At 65.7% G+C, this 18,635-nt stretch carries 21 protein-coding genes; 13 read left to right on the forward strand and 8 right to left on the reverse strand.

The genetic code is table 11. The annotated features are described in order from the left end of the window. Positions 1-175: 175 nt before the first annotated feature. The 3 genes from ACZ1JX_RS15310 to ACZ1JX_RS15320 all read right to left on the reverse strand — a co-directional run bounded on the left by ACZ1JX_RS15310 (position 176) and on the right by ACZ1JX_RS15320 (position 2,542). Entirely contained in the window at positions 176-880 is a 705-nt protein-coding gene (locus ACZ1JX_RS15310) for a DUF1013 domain-containing protein (RefSeq protein WP_465124373.1), read from the reverse strand. Between the two features lie 143 nt (positions 881-1,023). Beyond that, positions 1,024-1,374: a bactofilin family protein gene (locus ACZ1JX_RS15315; protein WP_465124374.1), complete on the reverse strand. Its 351-nt coding sequence runs from the start codon at positions 1,372-1,374 to the stop codon at positions 1,024-1,026. Positions 1,375-1,381: 7 nt separating this feature from the next. Further along, a complete protein-coding gene (locus ACZ1JX_RS15320) occupies positions 1,382-2,542 on the reverse strand; it encodes a M23 family metallopeptidase (protein WP_465124375.1) in 1,161 nt (386 codons plus the stop codon). A gap of 293 nt (positions 2,543-2,835) precedes the next feature. Here ACZ1JX_RS15320 and ACZ1JX_RS15325 point away from each other — a divergent pair, with 293 nt between their 5' ends. The 9 genes from ACZ1JX_RS15325 (at position 2,836) to ACZ1JX_RS15365 (ending at position 10,255) form a co-directional block, all read left to right on the forward strand. Next, a complete protein-coding gene (locus ACZ1JX_RS15325; RefSeq protein ID WP_465124376.1) occupies positions 2,836-4,113 on the forward strand; it encodes a glutamate-5-semialdehyde dehydrogenase in 1,278 nt (425 codons plus the stop codon). Next, the gene (locus ACZ1JX_RS15330) at positions 4,077-4,781 is read left to right on the forward strand and encodes a nicotinate-nucleotide adenylyltransferase (RefSeq protein WP_465124377.1); all 705 of its coding nucleotides are present in this window, start codon (positions 4,077-4,079) and stop codon (positions 4,779-4,781) included. Before ACZ1JX_RS15325 ends, ACZ1JX_RS15330 begins: the two co-directional genes overlap by 37 nt. A gap of 109 nt (positions 4,782-4,890) precedes the next feature. Beyond that, complete coding sequence (gene rsfS / locus ACZ1JX_RS15335; RefSeq protein ID WP_465124378.1) at positions 4,891-5,283, forward strand: ribosome silencing factor; 393 nt, start codon at positions 4,891-4,893, stop codon at positions 5,281-5,283. A gap of 182 nt (positions 5,284-5,465) precedes the next feature. Further along, positions 5,466-5,891: a 23S rRNA (pseudouridine(1915)-N(3))-methyltransferase RlmH gene (locus ACZ1JX_RS15340; protein WP_465124379.1), complete on the forward strand. Its 426-nt coding sequence runs from the start codon at positions 5,466-5,468 to the stop codon at positions 5,889-5,891. Positions 5,892-5,899: 8 nt separating this feature from the next. Then, entirely contained in the window at positions 5,900-7,114 is a 1,215-nt protein-coding gene (locus ACZ1JX_RS15345; RefSeq protein WP_465124380.1) for a murein hydrolase activator EnvC family protein, read from the forward strand. A gap of 131 nt (positions 7,115-7,245) precedes the next feature. After that, positions 7,246-8,589 carry a S41 family peptidase gene (locus ACZ1JX_RS15350; RefSeq protein ID WP_465124381.1) on the forward strand — a complete coding sequence of 448 codons (1,344 nt, stop codon included), beginning with the start codon at positions 7,246-7,248 and terminating at the stop codon, positions 8,587-8,589. A gap of 13 nt (positions 8,590-8,602) precedes the next feature. Then, positions 8,603-9,085 (forward strand): disulfide bond formation protein B, encoded by a 483-nt coding sequence (locus tag ACZ1JX_RS15355; protein WP_465124382.1) that lies wholly within the window; start codon positions 8,603-8,605, stop codon positions 9,083-9,085. A 19-nt stretch (positions 9,086-9,104) separates the two neighbouring features. Next, positions 9,105-9,596, forward strand: a complete 492-nt coding sequence (locus tag ACZ1JX_RS15360) for a demethoxyubiquinone hydroxylase family protein (RefSeq protein ID WP_465124383.1) — start codon at positions 9,105-9,107, stop codon at positions 9,594-9,596. Positions 9,597-9,676: 80 nt separating this feature from the next. Beyond that, positions 9,677-10,255: a hypothetical protein gene (locus ACZ1JX_RS15365; RefSeq protein WP_465124384.1), complete on the forward strand. Its 579-nt coding sequence runs from the start codon at positions 9,677-9,679 to the stop codon at positions 10,253-10,255. Positions 10,256-10,399: 144 nt separating this feature from the next. Here the strand turns inward: ACZ1JX_RS15365 and fabI are convergent, their stop codons facing one another. The 3 genes from fabI to ACZ1JX_RS15380 are packed head-to-tail and all read right to left on the reverse strand — an operon-like array spanning position 10,400 to position 13,221. Further along, on the reverse strand, positions 10,400-11,203 hold the full coding sequence (gene fabI / locus ACZ1JX_RS15370; RefSeq protein ID WP_465124385.1) for an enoyl-ACP reductase FabI: 804 nt from the start codon (positions 11,201-11,203) through the stop codon (positions 10,400-10,402). Continuing rightward, positions 11,200-12,246, reverse strand: coding sequence for a YihY/virulence factor BrkB family protein (locus tag ACZ1JX_RS15375; RefSeq protein ID WP_465124386.1), 1,047 nt, complete (start codon positions 12,244-12,246; stop codon positions 11,200-11,202). The genes fabI and ACZ1JX_RS15375 overlap by 4 nt, the downstream gene beginning before the upstream one ends. Before the next feature lie 15 nt (positions 12,247-12,261). Continuing rightward, the gene (locus ACZ1JX_RS15380) at positions 12,262-13,221 is read right to left on the reverse strand and encodes a DnaJ C-terminal domain-containing protein (protein WP_465124387.1); all 960 of its coding nucleotides are present in this window, start codon (positions 13,219-13,221) and stop codon (positions 12,262-12,264) included. Between the two features lie 232 nt (positions 13,222-13,453). Between ACZ1JX_RS15380 and pdxH the strand changes: the two genes are divergently transcribed. The 3 genes from pdxH to ACZ1JX_RS15395 are packed head-to-tail and all read left to right on the forward strand — an operon-like array spanning position 13,454 to position 15,880. Next, positions 13,454-14,065 carry a pyridoxamine 5'-phosphate oxidase gene (pdxH, locus tag ACZ1JX_RS15385; protein ID WP_465124388.1) on the forward strand — a complete coding sequence of 204 codons (612 nt, stop codon included), beginning with the start codon at positions 13,454-13,456 and terminating at the stop codon, positions 14,063-14,065. A 10-nt stretch (positions 14,066-14,075) separates the two neighbouring features. Further along, the gene (locus tag ACZ1JX_RS15390; RefSeq protein ID WP_465124389.1) at positions 14,076-15,068 is read left to right on the forward strand and encodes a cation diffusion facilitator family transporter; all 993 of its coding nucleotides are present in this window, start codon (positions 14,076-14,078) and stop codon (positions 15,066-15,068) included. Next, complete coding sequence (locus tag ACZ1JX_RS15395) at positions 15,065-15,880, forward strand: PhzF family phenazine biosynthesis protein (protein WP_465124390.1); 816 nt, start codon at positions 15,065-15,067, stop codon at positions 15,878-15,880. Before ACZ1JX_RS15390 ends, ACZ1JX_RS15395 begins: the two co-directional genes overlap by 4 nt. A 9-nt stretch (positions 15,881-15,889) precedes the next feature. Here ACZ1JX_RS15395 and ACZ1JX_RS15400 read toward each other — a convergent pair whose 3' ends face one another. Then, on the reverse strand, positions 15,890-17,014 hold the full coding sequence (locus tag ACZ1JX_RS15400; RefSeq protein ID WP_465124391.1) for a serine hydrolase domain-containing protein: 1,125 nt from the start codon (positions 17,012-17,014) through the stop codon (positions 15,890-15,892). 32 nt (positions 17,015-17,046) lie between these two features. Here ACZ1JX_RS15400 and ACZ1JX_RS15405 point away from each other — a divergent pair, with 32 nt between their 5' ends. Continuing rightward, positions 17,047-17,418: a hypothetical protein gene (locus ACZ1JX_RS15405; protein WP_465124392.1), complete on the forward strand. Its 372-nt coding sequence runs from the start codon at positions 17,047-17,049 to the stop codon at positions 17,416-17,418. 3 nt (positions 17,419-17,421) lie between these two features. Here the strand turns inward: ACZ1JX_RS15405 and mnmA are convergent, their stop codons facing one another. After that, positions 17,422-18,561: a tRNA 2-thiouridine(34) synthase MnmA gene (gene mnmA / locus ACZ1JX_RS15410; RefSeq protein ID WP_465124393.1), complete on the reverse strand. Its 1,140-nt coding sequence runs from the start codon at positions 18,559-18,561 to the stop codon at positions 17,422-17,424. Between the last annotated feature and the right edge of the window lie 74 nt (positions 18,562-18,635).

The raw sequence follows: 18,635 nt of genomic DNA on the forward strand, positions 1-18,635 counted from the left end.
GCTGCGCGCGATGCCCACCCCCAGCCCCTCCCGCCTGCGGGAGGGGAGTAAAAGCGCAGTGCCGTCATCCCCCCTCCCGCAAGCGGGAGGGGTTGGGGGTGGGAATTGGCGATAGCCAAGAAAAAAGCCGCCCCTTCGCAAGGGCGGCCTTTTCATTCCAGCAATAACCCCAGCCTCAGCTGTCCGATAAACCCTCGGCGCGGCGGGCGGCGAGCCAGGCGGCGGCTTCGGCTTCCTGCGCGGCTTCCGATGCGGCCTTGGCCGAGGCGTCGCGCTCGGCGCGCAGCTCCTCGATCAGGGCCTCGCGGTCGGTGCCGAGGCGCAGGGCGGCTTCGCCGTTGTCCTCGATACCCGCCTTCTTCGCCGCCTTGGCCACCAGCGAATCCAGTTCGCGCTGCGAGCACAGGCCGAGCGTCACCGGGTCCTTCGGATTGATGTTGCCGATGTTCCAGTGGCTGCGATCGCGGATCGCGGCGATGGTGGTGCGGGTGGTGCCGATCAGCTTGCCGATCTGCGCGTCCGAAACTTCCGGATGGTTGCGCAGGATCCAGGCGATGCCGTCGGGCTTGTCCTGACGCTTCGAGACCGGCGTGTAGCGCGGCCCCTTGGTGCGGCTGACCGAGATCGGCGCGCGCTGCATCTTGAGCTTGTATTCGGGGTTTGCCTGACCCTTGTCGATCTCGGCCTGGTTGAGTTCGCCCGAGTGGATCGGATCGCGCCCGGTGTACTTCTGGCCGGCCAGATCATCGGCCATCGCCTGCACTTCAAGGATGTGCAGCCCGCAGAACTCGGCGATCTGCTCGAACGTGAGTGCGGTATTGTCGACGAGCCACGACGCGGTGGCGTGCGGCATCAGCGGATACGTGGGCTGGGTGCTCACGGACAATCTCCCGGAAGAGGGACGCCGCAAATGCGGGTCACCTGAAAAGCGGATACAATAAGGGCCGCCCCTTGCGGAGCGGCCTTGAACGGGGTCGATGTAAGACGGGAATGGCGAATCGGCAAGTTTTGTTTTGGAACCCCTCAGCTGACCAGCGTGAGCGAGGGCTCTTCGCCCGCATGGACGCGATGGGCAAAGCGGCCATCGACCTGCGCGCCCTGTTCGATCGTCAGCGCGTCATAAGACACGTCGCCATGAATGCGCGCGGTCTTGAGGATCACCAGTTCGCCCGCCTCGATGGAGCCGTGGACCGTGCCCGAAAGCCGCGCGCTCTGCGCCTTGATCGCGCCGGTCACCGTGCTCTTCTCGCCCTGAACGAGCGCGACGCAGGTGATGTCGCCCTCGACCGTGCCGTCGATGTGCAGATCTGCACTGGCCGAAAGATCGCCCTTTACGGCAACATCGGGACCCAGAACGGAGAAGGTCGCGGCCATCGTCGTGTTACTCCCCGTTGGTGTGCGCGGTGCTTCCGGCGCGGATTTCCTGAACATGCCTGTTTGCCTCAAGGAACGGGCGCGGGTTGACCGGACGGTCGTTGATCCGCACTTCGAAATGGAGATGTGGGCCCGTGGAGCGCCCGGTATTGCCGATCTTGCCGATCTCGCTGCCGGCCTCGACCTTCTGGCCAAAGCGCGCTTCGGTACGCGACATATGCGCATAGCGCGTCATCAGGCCGTTGCCATGGCTGACTTCGACGACGTTGCCATAACCCTGCCGCTGACCGACAAAGCTGACCGTCCCTGCTGCTGCGGCATAGATCGGAGCGCCCACCGGACCGCGGAAATCGAGGCCTGCGTGGAACGCAGGGCCACCGGTGAACGGGTCGGAACGATAGCCGAAGCCGCTAGAGATGTATTCGAGGCTCGCGGGCAGCGTGTTGGGGATGCGGCGAAGGCCCTTTTCCAGTGCGGCCATGCGCTCGAGGCTCGCGCCGAGGCGGGCAAAGCGCGGATCGACCGTGTCGTCGCTGCCGGTGAACAGGCGGATCAGCGGGCCGCCCATTCCGTTTTTGGCCTGGCCTTCGCGGGCCGAGGCGCGCAGCATCGCGGGGTTGAGCCCGACGCGGCGGATTGCCGTCTCGGCCTGGGCCGACCGCGCATCGGCAAAGCGGGTCAGTCGCTCGATAAAGGCCAGTTGGCGTGCTTCGACTTCGGCGAGGCCCTTCGCCTCAGGCAATTCCATTGAAATCTTGCGGACGGTCTTGCTCGCCTCGCCACTGCTGTCAGACACTGTGCCTTGCGGGAGGTCCTTGGGCAGTTCGCCGATCGTCCCTTCGATGGCCTTCTCGATGAAGTCCTGACGGCGGTTGAGATCGTCCGCCACGCCTTCCAGCCCGCCACGATACTTCGCAACGCGGCTTTCTGCCGATGCAACGGCGGCTTCGCGCTCAAGCAATTCGGCGCGGTCGCGCGATGCGGTGAATTGGGAAATCAGCGTTGCCGCCATGACCACGAGCCAGAGCAGCATGGCCCCGGCAACGGCTCCCGCCACAGTCATCTGCAGGCGCGAGGAAATGCGGATGAACCGGACCTGCCCTTGCGAGCGCATGAAGAATTCGCGTTCGGGGAACCAGACGCGGACGCGCGCTATCGCATCAGCCAAGGCTGGCACAGCCGCAAAGCGGGCAGGCTTTATGGATGGCACAGGCAGGCGACCCCCGAGTCGTTATTCGTGTGGCTTGGTTAATCCAGTTCCCGTCGCGGCGCGGACTAGCCGCCGGGTTCCCGGCTGGCGAATCGGAATCCCGCCAAGTGCGCCGAGTCGTGTGAGTCCCCCGATGAATCGTTTGCATTCTTGTGATGCACCGCATTGCCGCATGTGCACCATTCTCCGAAGCGCTTGCGCCGTAATCCATCTGGATGACAGGCCTTGCCCCCGGTGCTAGGGCGCATCGCATGTCTACTGCATCCGTGTCCCAGCCCGAATCCGTGACCGATCTTGTCGAAGGTCTCGCCCGTTCTTCCCGCGCAGCCCAGCGCGTTCTGGCGCGGATGGATTCGCCAGCCAAGGAACATGCGCTCAAGCTCGCCGCAGCAGCCCTGCGCGCGGCTGAGGCTGACATTCTGGCGGCAAACGCCCGCGACATGGCCAATGGCGAGACCAACGGCCTGACCGGCGCACTGCTCGACCGGTTGCAGCTAACGCCCGAGCGGCTTGCTGGTATTGCCGATGCGGTGGAGCAGGTGGCCAGCCTTGCCGACCCGGTCGGGGAAGTGATCTCCGAGGCCGCGCGTCCCAACGGAATGGTCCTGCAGCGCCTGCGCATTCCTGTGGGCGTCATCGGGATCATCTACGAAAGCCGCCCCAACGTGACCGCCGATGCCGCCGCGCTCTGCGTGCGCTCGGGCAACGCCACGATCCTGCGCGGCGGGTCCGAGGCGGTTCATTCAAACCGGGCGATCCACAAGGCGCTGGTTTCAGGACTCGTTGAAGGCGGCGTTCCCGCCGAGGCGGTGCAACTCATGCCTACGCAGGACCGTGCCGCTGTCGGCGCGATGCTGGCGGCTGCCGGGCTGATCGACATGATCGTGCCTCGCGGTGGCAAGAGCCTCGTCGCCCGCGTGCAGGCCGATGCCCGCGTGCCGGTGCTGGCCCACCTCGATGGCATCAACCACACGTTCGTCCACGCCGCTGCCAATCCTGCCATGGCCAAGGCCATCGTGCTCAACGCCAAGATGCGCCGCACCGGCATTTGCGGGGCGATGGAAACGCTGCTGATCGACGCGACCTATCCCGATCCGCACGGTCTCGTCGAACCGCTGCTCGATGCCGGGTGCGAATTGCGTGGCGATGCCCGCGCCCGCGCCATCGATCCTCGCATCGTGCCGGTCGCCGCTAACGACTGGGACACCGAATATCTCGACGCGATCCTTTCGGTTGCCGTGGTCGATGGCCTTGATGAAGCGCTTGCCCATGTCTCGGCCCACGCCTCGGGCCATACGGACGCCATCGTGACCGAGGACCAGGCCGTGGCTGACCGCTTCCTCACCGAGGTCGACAGCGCGATCGTCATGCATAACGCCTCAAGCCAGTTTGCTGACGGTGGCGAGTTCGGCCTCGGCGCGGAGATCGGCATTGCTACGGGCCGCCTGCATGCTCGTGGTCCGGTCGCGCTCGAAGGTCTCACCACCTACAAGTGGCTGGTGCGCGGTTCGGGGCAGGTCCGCCCCTGAAAGCGCCTGCGGCTCCCCTGACCGGCCTGTTCGGCGGCAGCTTCAATCCTGCGCACGGCGGCCATCGCCGGGTCACGCTGTTTGCGATCGAGGCGCTCGGGCTTGATGAAGTGTGGTGGCTGGTCTCGCCCGGCAACGTGCTCAAGCCGGTGGAGGGTATGGCCCCGCTCGAAGCGCGAATGGCATCAGCCATGGCGATGAGCCGCAATGCGCCGATCCGCGCGACGGCAATCGAGCGCGAACTCGGAACGCGCTTCACCGTCGACGCACTGCGCGCGATCAGGCATCGATACCCTCGGCGGCGGTTCATCTGGCTGATGGGCGCGGACAACCTTGCCCAGTTCCACAAGTGGAAACACTGGCGACAGATCGCGCGCGAGATGCCGATTGCGGTGATCGCGCGTCCGGGTTATGATTCGGCTGCCTTGGCAAGTCCTGCCATGGCCTGGCTGCGCCGCTGGCGTCAGCGGCCCGGACAGTTTGTTTCCGGCGCAATGCGGAGCGCTCCGGCGCTGACCATTCTTCGCTTCGATCCTGACCATCGGTCCGCCAGCGCGATTCGCGCCGATGATCCTGATTGGTCGCACCGCATGTCCGCTGCGGTCCTGCGCGATGCCGTCACGCATCGTCAGGTAAAAGGATCGATTGTAAAGCGAGGAAAATCCTGACCGCGCAATGCCTTTGCTGCCCTTCCACCATGGGGTGGAGAGGTGAAACTCTTGCGCGTTCCAACCGTTATTCCTTGACTCTTGAGCCACGGAGGCCATTTCGCGCGACATGACCAGCGTTCAACCGCTGTCGGCCAAGGCCGACACAGCCCAAAAGACCCCCTACACGCCCGCCGCGCTGCACGATCTCGTGCTGCAGTCGCTTGACGATGATCAGGCGCAGGAGGTCGTTTCGATCCCGCTCGAGGGCAAAAGCTCTGTGGCCGATTACATGGTGATCGCCTCGGGCCGCTCGACCCGTCAGGTCGCCTCGATGGCGCAGAAGCTGGCCGAGCGGATCAAGCAAGGCGGCTTTGGCCACGTGCGGATCGAGGGCTTGCCCGCAGCTGACTGGGTGCTGATCGATGCCGGTGACGTCGTCGTCCACCTGTTCCGCCCGGAAGTGCGCACGTTCTACAACCTCGAACGCATGTGGGCCTTCGGAGACGCGGGCGCGGCGTAACTTGCGGTACGCCCTTGGCATCCGCCAAGGGCTTGCGGCGCGGCTTTCTGTTTTTGGCCCACTCCCCGGCCCGACCACCCAGAGCCTACCCGGTGAGGTGATCGTACCGGGGGAGCGGACTGGTGCCGCTGCTTTTTCGCCAAGGGATTCTCTTGTCGCCGATTCCCGGCTAGACCAGCCCCATGCTGCTCCACGTCATCGCTCGCGGAAAGATCGGCCGTTCGCCCGAGGCGGAGCTGGTCGAGCGCTATGCCAAGCGCATTTCGTGGGGCTGGAAGGTCAGCGAACTGCCTGATCGGGGCGGCACTGTCCCGCAACCCTCGCAAACCCCATCGCGCACCGTGGCGCTTGATGAGCGGGGCAAGCAACTCACCTCCAGCGAGTTTGCCGCGATCCTCGGGCGTTGGCGCGACGATGGCGTGCGCGAGACGCGGTTCCTGATCGGTGCGGCGGACGGCCATGATGACCCTTTGCGTGATTCCGCCGATCTCCTGATCGCTTTCGGCAAGGCCACCTGGCCGCACATGATGGCCCGCGCGATGCTGGCCGAACAGCTCTGGCGGGCAACCAGCATTCTTGCTGGCCATCCCTACCATCGCGAGGGATAGCTGGCGGCATGACGTCACGCCTTCTCTTCGTTGCCAGCGTTCTGGCACTTGCCGGGGTCGCCGGTTGGCAGGCGATAGCACAGCAGGGCACGCCCTATGCCGACGCGGGCGAGGCCGGTGAGGTCCTGCGCCGGGCAGGGCAGGCCCTCGCCCAGTCGCGTACCCGTGCCGAGCAGCTCGAACTGGCCGCGCGCAAGGCAGGCGCCGAAGCGGATCGTACCGCGCAGGAAGCCGCCGCCGTCGCCGCACGCATTCAGCAGTCCGAAGCCGAGATCCAGCTCGCGCAGGCCAAGATCACTCTGATCGACCGCCAGCGCGAACGCTTGCGCGCTCGCATGGCCGAGCGGCAGGAGCCGGTCGTGCGGCTCACCGCAGCACTGCAGATGATGGCCCGCCGCCCGCTCGCTTTCAGCCTCGTCCGCGCCGAAAGCTTGCGCGATACGGTGCATTTGCGCGCGGTGATGGAGACCATGCTCCCCGAAGTCCGCCGCCGCACTGCGGGTCTTCGCGCCGAAATCCTGCGCGGCCGCCGCCTGCAGGACGAGGCACGCCTCGCGGCCACCCAGCGGCGCGAGGGCGAGAAGGGCCTTGCCGCGCGCCGGATCGAACTGGCAGCACTCGAAAGCCGCCAGCGCCTCGCCTCGCGCGCCGCACAAGGCGTGGCGAGCCGTGAGACCGACCGCGCCCTCGCGCTGGCCGAACAGACCCGCGACCTCTCGGCGCTGATGTCCCGCCTCGAAGCCGATGGTGCCCTGCGCCAGAGCCTTGCCGCACTCCCGGGCCCGGTGCTGCCACCCTCTCGCCCCGGTGAAGTCCTCCGCGTGATCGACGCGCCCACACCGCTGGCGGCAACGGGATCGCCAAAGCTCCCATGGATCATGCCCGTCTCCGGCCGACTCGTGGCCGGCTACGGCGAGAAGTCCTCGACCGGGCTCACCACTGGCGTAGCTCTCGCTCCGGCGGGCGGCGCGCAGATCATCTCCCCCGCCGACGGGCGCATCGCCTTTGCCGGCCCCTATCGCGGCTACGGGCGGATCGTGATCATCGAGCATGCGGGCGGCTGGACCACGCTCGTCACCAATCTTGGCCAGATCGCCGCAAGCGTGGGCGAGAAGGTGGTGCAGGGCTCGCCCATCGGCACGGCCGGGCCTGGACGCCCGGTGCTGACGGTTGAGCTTCGCCGCGATGGCACCCCGGTCAATCCACTCGATCTGCGCGGCTGAAGTCGGCGCTGGTCGAAGCATATCGGCGGTTCATGGCGCTTGCCCTGTCCCAAAACCTCATCTGGCGTTAATTCATCGCCGGTTATAGAACACTTGCAATGAATGCCTCTTCGCGAAAGGCCCCCGGGCACATGAAGTTCGCCCCCTTCCTGCGCGCAACCGCGCTCGTCACTGCCGTCGCGCTGATTCCGGTGGCGACCACCGGCCTTGCCGCGGTCGATGCAAAGTCCGGCCCAGAATTCGGGAAGTTGATGGCCGTCTATGAGCGGATCAAGGCCAACTATGTCGAGCCGGTTGACGACGACAAGCTGCTCAAGGGCGCGATTGACGGCATGCTCGCCACGCTCGACCCGCACAGCGCCTATCTCGATGCCCGCGATTTCGAGAACCTGCGCACACAGACCGAAGGTTCCTACGGCGGCCTTGGCCTGTCGGTGACCATGGACGACGGCGCGGTCAAGGTGATCGCGCCGACCAAGGGCAGCCCGGCTGACCTCGCCGGGGTCAAGGCTGGCGATTTCATCACGCACCTCGATGGCAAGCTGATCTATGGCGGCTCGCTCGACGAGGCGGTTGACCAGATGCGCGGCGTTCCCGGCACGCAGATCAAGCTCAGCGTGTTCCGCCCCGGCCGCGACGAACCGTTTGACGTGACGATCACCCGCAAGATCATCGAACTGAAGCCGGTCGAGTGGGAACTCCAGGGCAACGTCGCGGTGATCTCTGTCTCCAGCTTTAGCGCCGACGTCGGTGCCTCGGTCCAAAGGGCGTGGAACGATGCCAGGGCCAAGGCTGGCGGCAAGGTCACTGGCCTCGTGCTCGACCTGCGCGGCAATCCGGGCGGCTTGCTTGATGAAGCGGTGGCCCTGTCTGACCTGTTCCTCGATCACGGCACCATCGTCTCGCAGCGCGGCCGCTATGCGCGCGATACCGAAGTCTATCCCGCCGAGATCGACACCAAGGGCGACATCGCCAAGGGCGTCCCGATGATTGTGCTGATCGACGAGGGCTCGGCCTCGGCTTCCGAAATCGTTGCGGGTGCCCTGCAGGACCAGCACCGCGCCGTGGTCATGGGCCAGCGCAGCTTCGGCAAGGGCAGCGTGCAGACGCTGATCCCGCTGACCCGCGATACCGCCGTAAAGATCACCACCGCGCGCTATTACACGCCTTCGGGCCGCAGCGTGCAGGAAGGCGGCATCGATCCCGACATTGCCGTGCCGCAGATTTCCGACCCCGACCTGCGCAAGCGCCAGCTGCGCTCCTACCGCGAGAGCGACTTGCGCGGCCACCTGATCAACGAGATCAAGCTGGACGACAAGGATCTCGAAAAGGACAAGGTCGAAGACCCACGCTTCAAGATGACGCCGGAAGAGCTGAAGGCCAAGAACATCAAGGATTTCCAGCTCTACTACGCGGTACAGACGCTGGGCCGCACCGTCCCGAGGAGCGCTCTTGCCGCAAAGCTGAAGCGGTAATAGGGCACGGCCCATGACCTCGCATCAGTCCCGGATCGCCGCCTATGCGCTCGCCCTGATCGTACCCGCAGCCCTGATGGGCGGGGCACTGATCTCGCAGTTCGTGTTCGGGCTCTATCCGTGCCAGATGTGCTGGTGGCAGCGTTATCCGCATATCGCCGCAATCGTGCTCGCGCTTCTGGCGTGCACGATGAAGGGCAAAGGATCAGGCGATCTCACGGTCACGCTCGCCGCCATTGCCATCGGCATTTCCGGCCTGATCGGGGGCTTCCACGCAGGCGTCGAATATGGCTGGTGGGAAGGCGTCACCGCCTGTTCGACCGTGGCAGGCGGCGGCAATCCGCTTGATGCGATCATGAATGCGCCGGTCGTCCGCTGCGATGTTGCCCCTTGGGACCTCTTCGGAATCAGCCTCGCCGGGTTCAACTTCCTGATCTCGATCACCGGCGCGATCCTCGTGCTTGCGCTGCTCGGCAAAGGCCGCAAGGGAACCTGATATGTCCAAAACCGCCGAAATGCTTCGCGTCGACCAGGCCGGCGAATTCGGTGCGACCCGCATCTATGCAGGCCAGCTTGCGGTCATGGGCAATCGTGGCCCTCATTCGGCAGAGATCGCCGCGATGGCCGAACAGGAAGCTGGGCACCGCGCCAAGTTCGATGCCCTGCTTGCCCGTCGCGGCGTCCGTCCCACCGCGCTGCAGCCGGTATGGTCCGCTGCCGGGTTCGCTTTGGGCGCTGCCACCGCGCTGATCGGCCCTGAAGCGGCGATGGCCTGCACCGCCGCGATCGAGACAGAGATCGACCGGCACTATACCGAACAGCTCGAAGAACTGGGCGACCAAGACCCCGAACTCGCCGACATGATCCGCGAATTCCGCGACGACGAACGCGAGCACCGCGACGCTGCGCTTGCTGCAGGTGCGGATAAAGCCCCGGCTTACCCGCTGATGTTCCACGCCATCCGCCTCGGTTGCCGCGCGGCCATCGCACTTTCGCGGCGGATTTGATTCCCCGCAACGACCGCGCTTCATCTACCATTCACGGCAGTCGCGCCCTATATCGGGCAGAGCCTGACCGGAGACCGATTATGAAGCGCCTGATCCCTGCCGCCCTGCTGCTTTCGAGCGCGCTTGCCGCCCCTGCTTTTGCGCAAGGGGCCGATCAGGGACTCGTCGATCCAGCGGGCGAGAAGGTCAACCAACTGATCGTCTATGGCGACGATCCCTGCCCCAAGTCCGAAGGCAACACGATCACCGTCTGCGCGCGCAAGGAAGAGGAAGAGCGCTTCCGCATCCCCAAGCCGCTGCGCGACAATCCCAACGCGCTGGTCAATCAGGCGTGGAGCCAAAAGGTTCGCGCCTATGAAACGGTCGGCAACTTCGGCACGAACTCTTGCTCAGCCGTCGGCGCGGGTGGTGCCACGGGCTGCCTCACTCGCCTGATCGACCGCGCATATGCCGAGAAGCGCAACAGCTCCGACGTTCAGTTCGGCAAGCTGATCGAGGAAGAGCGCGCCAAGCGCCTTGAAACGATCGATGCCGATGCGGCTGCCGAACAGGGCCGGGTTGAGCAGATCGAGAAGGAATACGAAGCCCGCCTGAAGCGCGAACGTGAGCAGGCAGGCGAACAGGCTACTCCGCCCGTGGCGACGCCAGCTCAACCCTGATTGCCCACCCCGCTGCGACTAAGCTCGCCTACGGCTCCCTAAGTCTCGCGGCCCTCCCGCCTGCGGGAGGGCAGGCGCTGTGCCTTGTTCCCCCCTCCCGCAGGCGGGAGGGGTTGGGGGTGGGCACCGGCGACAGCCGGTAAATCAACCCAAGGCAATATCCGGCGCGTCTTCCTGCTTCATGCCGACGGTGTGGTAGCCCGCGTCCACGTGATGCGTTTCGCCGGTCACGCCCGATGACAGGTCGGACAGGAAATAGAGCCCCGCGCCACCGACGTCCTCGATGGTCACGTTGCGGCGCAGCGGGCTGTTCAGCTCGTTCCACTTGAGGATGTAGCGGAAGTCGCCGATGCCGCTGGCAGCCAGCGTCTTGATCGGGCCTGCCGAGATCGCGTTGACGCGCACGCCTTGCGGCCCGCAGTCGTTGGCGAGGTACTTCACGCTGGTTTCCAGCGCCGCCTTGGCCACGCCCATCACGTTGTAGTGCGGCACGACCTTTTCCGCGCCGTAATAGGTCAGCGTCAGGATCGAACCGCCATTGGGCATCATCTCGACCGCGCGCTTGGTGACGGCAACCAGGCTGTAGGCCGAGATGTTCATCGTCATCAGAAAGTTGTCGAGCGTGGTATCGTAGAACTTTCCGCGCAGCTGGTTCTTGTCTGAATAGCCGATGGCGTGGACGATGAAGTCGATCGTCGGCCAGCGCGCCTTGAGCGTCTCGAAGGTCTGGTCGAGCGCGGCCATGTCGGACACGTCGCATTCGATCAGGAAATCGCTGCCAAGGCTCGCGGCCAGCGGACGCACGCGCTTTTCCAGCGCCTCGCCCTGATAGGAAAAGGCCAGTTCCGCGCCATGTTCGTGCAGCTGCTTGGCAATGCCCCAGGCGAGCGACTTGTCATTGGCGAGGCCCATGATCAGCCCGCGCTTGCCTTGCATAAGTCCGGTCATGCGTTCTCGTTCTCGCTTCTTGTCTCGTTCCCGGCGCGGCCCTGTTGAGCGCGCGCGCGATTGTCGGCCTGTCCCAGCATGTCGCGCTCTTCCGGCGTTTCGGCAAGTGCGGCGTTGAGTTCGGCCCCCACGACCATCCCTAAGCCGACCAGCCAGAAAAAGAAAAGGGCGATCATCACCCCGGCAAGGCTGCCGTAGGTCAGATCGTAGGAGAAAAAGGTGCGCAGCGCAGTTGGGAGCGCCGTGGTCACCGCGATCCACCATGCCGTCACGAACAGCGCGCCCGGCCATTTCGGATAGTCCCGACCGCGATAGGCGCCCGGCGTGAGCGAGATGAACAGCAGCCACAGCGCGCCGTAGAGTACCACCGCAGGCACGAAGCGTGACAGCGACAGGCTGCCCACGAACGAACCGAATTGCGGCAGGAAGGCCTCGATCACTTCCTGCGCCGCACCGATCAGCACCTGCGCGAAGATCGCCAGCAGGATCAGCACGACCGACGCCAGCGTGATTCCCGTAGAAGCGAGGCGATAGCGCCAGAAGGCATGTTCCCAGCGCGTGCCATAGGCCCGCCGCAGGATGTCGCGGATCGTCTCGACCAGACTGCCCACAGTCCACAGACCGACCATACCGCCGATCCACAGCAGCCAGCCGGTGCGCGCCTCGATCACGCTGCGCGCCACCGGCTCGATCGTGGTGGCGACAACCGGGGGCAGGGCGATCAGCACCGTGTCGATCGCGGCCGACCGCTGGCTCGCCTCGCCGATGAACGAGAACAGCGCTGCCCCGGTGATGAAGAACGGAAACAGCGCGATCACGATCATGTAGGCAAGGTTTCCGGCATGGATCGAGCCATCGTTGAACACGCCGGTCCACACGCGCTTGATCACTTCCCACGCCCGGCTTCCCGGCCCGAGCCGCTGGCGCGCTTCGGAGAGGCCTGAACGCCAGCGCAGCGCTTCACGCCGCCGGGCTTCCGGCGACAGGTCGGGAAGGTCGACGAGAGGACGTGCCCCCGGCGGTGTCTGGCCGGAAGCGCTCATGACGGGAGCGTGTCCTCAGACACCAAGTTTGCCGCGAAGGTTGCGCATGTCCGCCCAACCCTCGAGACGCGCTTTCAGGTCCCCGTCATCGGCAGGAAGATCGATCTGCAGCGTGACCAGCTGGTCCCCGCGCGTGCCGTCCTTGCGGGTGAAACCCTTGCCCTTGAGGCGAAGCGTGCGCCCGCTCGAACTTCCCGGCGCGACGGTGAGCATCACGGCGCCGTCGACCGTCGGCACTTTCACCTTGGCCCCGTTCAGCGCTTCGGCGAGGCTGACCGGCAGGTCGAGCCGGATGTTGTCACCATCGCGCTCGTAGAAAGGGTGGCTGCCGATCTCGATTGTCACGATGGCATCGCCATTGCCGCCCGGGCCAGGCTCGCCCTTGCCGGCAAGGCGCATCTGCTGGCCGCTTTCCAGGCCCGCAGGCAGCTTCAGGTCGACCGTCTTGCCGTCAGACAGGGTGATGCGCTGGTTGGCGCGAGTCGCAGCGTCGACGAACGAGACCTGCAGCCGGTAGTTGACGTTGGCACCCTTTGGCGGAGGGCCGCGGCGCGCGCCGCCCATTCCGCCCATGCCACCGGCTCCCATACCTCCGCGCCCGCCGAACAGGCCCTCGAAGATATCGCCGATGTCGATGCCTTCCGGCCCGCCGCCGAAGCCGCCTTCGAAACCGCCATCGTGGCGGAAGCCGCCCTGGTTGCCGCGAAACCCTCCGCCGCCACCGCCAAAGCCGCCGCCGAACGGGCCCATCGGATTGCCGTCGGCGTCGATTTCGCCACGGTCGAACTTCGCCCGCTTGTCCTTGTCCGACAGCAGGTCATAGGCACGGGTGACTTCGGAGAAGCGCTCCGTGGCCTTGGGATTGTCCTTGTTGGTATCCGGGTGCAGTTCCTTGGCCAGCTTGCGGTAAGCGGACTTGATGTCCTTCTCGCTCGCGCTGCGCGGAACTCCCAGGATCGAATACGGATCTGCCATGGCATCCTAGCTAGGGCGCGCAGGGCCTGCCCGCAAGGTTGGCTTTCCTACATTGCGCGAGAAGAGTAGGCCGGACCCATGCAATTGATCCCGGTCATGGAGAAGCGCCCGAATTTGCGCAGAGTCCCCGCGAAGGCGGGGACCTCGACGAGCGTCAATCAACGCCCGTCAGGCCCCATGACGGTTTCTCTCTGGACAGTGTAAACAGCGTAAACCCTTTCAGGAAACTCCCGTGAAGTCTGAACAGAATTCCGACGCGATTCCCCACGCCGATCCTTTCGCGATCTTCGAATCATGGTTTGCGCAGGCGCAGGCGAGCGAGCCCAACGACCCCAACGCGATGGCGCTCGCCACCGCTACGCCCGATGGCCATCCTTCGGTGCGCATGGTGCTGCTTAAGGGCCACGGCCCCGACGGCTTCGTGTTCTACACCAACTTCCACAGCCGCAAGGGCGGGGAACTGGCCGCGAACCCCAACGTCGCGCTGCTGTTCCACTGGAAGTCGCTCCGCCGCCAGATCCGCATCGAAGGTGCGATTGCCGAGGTCACACCGGAAGAAGCCGACGCCTACTTCGCCAGCCGCCATCCCGAATCGCGGCTGGGTTCGGCAGCGTCTGACCAGTCCCGCCCTCTGCCTGACCGGCAGGCCTATCTTGATCGCGTGACAGCGCTGCGCGAGCAATACCCCGACGGCAACGTGCCGCGTCCCGCGCACTGGTCAGGCTATCGCGTGACGCCTGTGGCCATCGAGTTCTGGCAGGACCGCGACTATCGTCTGCACGAACGCCGCCGCTTCGTCAGCGATGGCGCAGGTGGCTGGACCAGCACCCTGCTTTACCCCTAAGGCGCCCGCCATGGACATGACCCGCGCCGATACGCACAACGACCTCAACCGCAAGGCCGCGCTTGCCAGCACCTCGGTGGCGGTGCTGCTTGTCGGCCTGAAGGTCTGGGCGGTGCTCTCGACCGGGTCAACGGCGATGCTCGGGTCATTGGCCGATACTGCGCTCGATCTCGTTGCGAGCCTTGCCACCCTGCTCGGCGTCTGGATCGCCTCGCAGCCCGATGACCACAACCACCGCTTCGGACACGGCAAGGCCGAGGCGCTGGCGGCGATGTTCCAGGTCGTGCTGATCTCGATCTCGGCCATCGGCCTTGCTTTCCGCGCGGTCGGCCAGTTCGTCGGGCAGGCTGAGGTGGCAGAGGCCGAATCGGGCGTGATTGTCTCGACCATCGCGCTGGCCGCAACCTTCGCGCTGCTGGCCTACCAGCGCCACGTGATCCGCCAGACCGGCAGCCTCGCGATCAGCACCGACAACGTTCATTACAAGTCGGACCTGTTCCTGAACCTCGCGGTGATCGCAGCCCTCGTCATCGATACCTACGTCGGGATCAAGGGTGCCGATGCGGTGTTCGCTTTCGGCATCGCGCTGTGGCTCGGCTGGGGCGCATGGAGCGCGTCGCAGGAAGCGATCGAGCAGCTGATGGACCACGAATGGCCGCTGGAAAAGCGCGAGCGCTTCCTTGAAGTCGTGGCCCAGCACCCGGAACTCAAGGGCCTGCATGACTTGCGCACCCGCACCAGCGGCAACCGCGATTTCGTCCAGTTCCACGTCTGGGTCGACGGACGCATGACCGTGACCGAGGCGCACCGTGTTATGGACGAGATCGAGGACAAGCTGACGGCGGAGTTTCCCGGCGTCGAAATCCTCATCCATCCCGATCCGGAAGGGCTGGTCGACGAGGACATGATGGGCGCGGAGAACCTGCTCAACCCCGGTCCTGACGGCACCAGCCCCGCCATCCTTGCCCAAGGTTCGCCAAGCACGGGAGCGCCTGCAACGTGAGCGATTCCAGAGTACCCTACTTCCACGTCGATGCCTTCACCGCCCGTGCCCTCGGCGGCAATCAGGCCGCAGTGATGATGCTCGAAGCCTGGCCTGATGACGCCACGCTTCAGGCGATCGGCGCGGAAAACATGTTCGCAGAAACCGCCTTCCTCGTGCCCGACCAAACCGGGGTGGCGGACTTCGAGTTGCGCTGGTTCACCCCTGCAGTGGAAGTCGCGATGTGCGGCCACGCCACGCTGGCGTCTGGCCATGTGGTGCTTGCGCAAGACCCGATGCGTGGCCGGGTCACCTTTGCCACGCGCAAGGCCGGCATTCTCGAAGTGGCGCGCGATGGCGCACGCTATGTGCTGTCGCTGCCAGCGGTGCCGACCGCACCGGGCGCGTTCGACGAAGCGGTGCCGCTGCTCGGTCCGGGCCAGCCGACAGAGGTGTGGCAGTGCGATGGCTACAACCTGTTCCACTACGCCACAGCCGACGAAGTTCTTGCCCTTGCTCCCGATTTCAAGGCGCTGCTCGCCTTCGGCGACGTGCAGTTCATCGCCACCGCAGACGGAGCGGGCCACGTATCGGGTGCCGACATCGTCAGCCGCGTCTTCGTACCCGGCGGCGGGATCGACGAGGATGCGGCGACCGGGTCTGCCCATGCCGCGCTGACGCCGTTCTGGGCGACCCGCCTCGGCCGCAACACCTTCAGCGCGCATCAGGCATCGGCGCGGGGCGCGGATTTTGCCTGTCGTCTCGAAGGGGACCGCGTGCTGCTCGGCGGCGATTGCGTGACCGTGGTCGAGGGGCTGTTCCGCCTCCCTTGAGGTGCGGCGCTAGCGGTAGAGCGAGACGATATCGGCAAGCCCGTCGACAACCGGCGGGAGCTTGTCGTCCTGCGTCTTGCCGAGGCGGACCACGGTCAGGCCCCGGCTCGGGCTGACCATCACGTACTGGCCCAAGTGGCCGATGCATGAGAACAGGTCTTTGGGACCGCGATCGGGAAACAGCGAGGCTTCGCCGCTAGTGGGAGTGCGGTTGAGCCAGATCTGCGCACCGTACTGCGCCTCGCGCGGGGAGGGCGTGACCATGAACTCGATCCACTGGCGCGGGATGATCTGCGCGCCCTTGACCGCGCCCTTGTTGCGTAGGAACTCGCCGAACTTCGCCCAGTCGCGCGCGGTGCCATGGATCAGCGATCCCCCGACGAGCGTGCCCGAGGCGTCGAATTCGGGAAGCATCGACTTCATTCCCGCCGGTTCGAACAGGCGGGTGCGCAAGTAGTCGGCCACGGCGTGGCGGCGGCTTTCGGGATCGCTGGCCGGGCTGAGCACGCGCGCGGCTAGGTCTGCGAGGATCACGCTCGTCGCTGTCGAATACTCGAACTTGCGCCCCGGTTCGGCCTCGAGCGGCTGGTCCTCGGCATAGCGCGCCATGTCGTCGCGTCCGTCAAGGAACAGCATCCGCACCTCGTCCGATTCGTAAACCGGATCGATCGCCTCGGCGTGTCGCAGGCCCGAGCGCATCTGCAGCAGCTGGCGCACGGTGATCTCGCCGCGCGGGTCGCCGGGGCGCTGCCAGGCGGGAACCGGGGCTGATTGATCAAGCCGCAGGCGTCCGTCCGAAACCAGCATGCCGATCATCACCCCGGTGACCGACTTGGCCATCGACCAACTGACGAAGCGCGTGTTCTCGTGGTAGCCCTCGGCATAGCGCTCGGCCACGATCCGCCCGTTCTTTATCACGATCACCGCGCGCGTCTCACCCATTTCGGGCGCGAACAGGGCATCGACCGCGCGGGCAAGCTTCTCGCGGTTGACGCCGGGGTCCTTGACCACCGCCTTCAGCGCGGTTTCAGAGACCGGCGGCGGGGCGTCAGACGCATTCGTCCCCTGCGAACATCCCGCCAGCACTGGCAGCAGCGCAAGGCTGAGGATAAGGGAGAGCGAGCGGCGGGCCATCGGGCCTGTCCTTTCGTCCAGAATCGGTATCCATGGCAACCGGCAACCACAGTTCCCCCACAGCTCCGTCGCTGACCATCGCCCCGCGCCGCAGCTGGCGGCTTCGCGCTGCGCTGATCGTGGTCGTGCTGCTGGCAGCACTGCTCGCGACGTTCTGGTCCTCGATCCGGGGCTACGGGCAGACCGGGGCGAGCTACGGCGCACGCGTTGCCTGCTCCTGTCGCTATGCCGGTGGCCGCACGCTTTCGGATTGCAAGAAGGATTTCGAGCCGGGAATGGAGCTGGTTACTCTGAGCGAGGACGCCGAGGCGAAGAGCGTGACCGCACGTTTCGCGCTGATGTTCGGCCAGACCGCGACCTATCGCGAAGGCTCGGGCTGCGTGCTGGAGCCGTGGAAGCGCTGACCCCTAGCTGTCCCAGCGTTCGGTCGAATCGATCCAGCCGCCGCCGACTACACGCTCCCCGGCATAGAGCACGGCGGCCTGCCCCGGTGCGACACCGTATTCGGGCTGGAGGAAGCGGATGCGCGCGCTGGCGCCATCGCCGAACGAGCCTTCGAGCGTGACCGGCACTGGCTTTGCCAGCGAGCGTACCTTTGCCGTCAGCGGGCCTTCCGGAAGGGGGCCGATGCGATTGGTCTCGGTGATCAACGCGCTGCTCACGGCCAGCATCGGGCGCGGGCCGACGAGGACACGACGCGACGGCGCGTCGAGACCGACCACGTAAAGCGGCTCGGGCTGGCCCCCGATCTCGAGGCCACGGCGCTGGCCCACGGTGTAGTGGATAATGCCGCGATGATGCCCCAACACTTCGCCGCTGGCCGCATGGACGATGTCGCCCGGCGCATCGCCTTCGGGACGGACCGCGCGCACGATCTTGGCGTAGTCTCCATCGGGCACGAAGCAGATGTCCTGGCTGTCGGGCTTGGCCGCGACGACAAGACCCATCTGTTCGGCCATTCGCCGGGTTTCGCTCTTGGGCAGGCCACCCAGCGGAAAGCGCAGGAAATCGAGCTGCGCCTCGGTCGTGCCATAGAGGAAGTACGACTGGTCGCGCGCGGGATCGAAGGCGCGGTGCAGTTCGGCGCCGGCGGGGCCCATCACCCGGCGGACGTAGTGCCCGGTGGCGAGGCAATCGGCACCCAGTTCGCGCGCCATGGCCAGCAGGTCGGTGAACTTGGGCCCCATGTTGCAGCGGACGCAGGGGATAGGTGTGCGGCCGTTGAGATAGTCGTCGGCAAATCGCTCGACCACTTCCTCTCGGAAACTCGACTCGTGGTCGAATACATAATGGGCAATACCGAGGCGGTCGGCGACGGCTCGGGCATCGCGAATGTCGTCACCGGCGCAGCAGGCACCCTTGCGGCCGGTTGCCGCACCATAGTCATATAGCTGTAGCGTCACGCCGATGACTTCGGCACCGGTCGCAGCCGTAAGTCCGGCCACGACCGAGCTGTCGACTCCGCCCGACATGGCAACGACGATTCGCCGGGCCGAAAGTGGTCCGGGCAGGTCGAAAAGGTCTGTCTGGGCGAGAGTATCAGGCATCGCGCGCCCATAGGCGTTTTCGCGAAGAAGGGCAAAGTGCCTGTGTTGCCGGGGCCAACTGGGGATAAATCGGT

The organism is Novosphingobium sp. BL-A-41-Hi4A-0G, assembly GCF_055521735.1.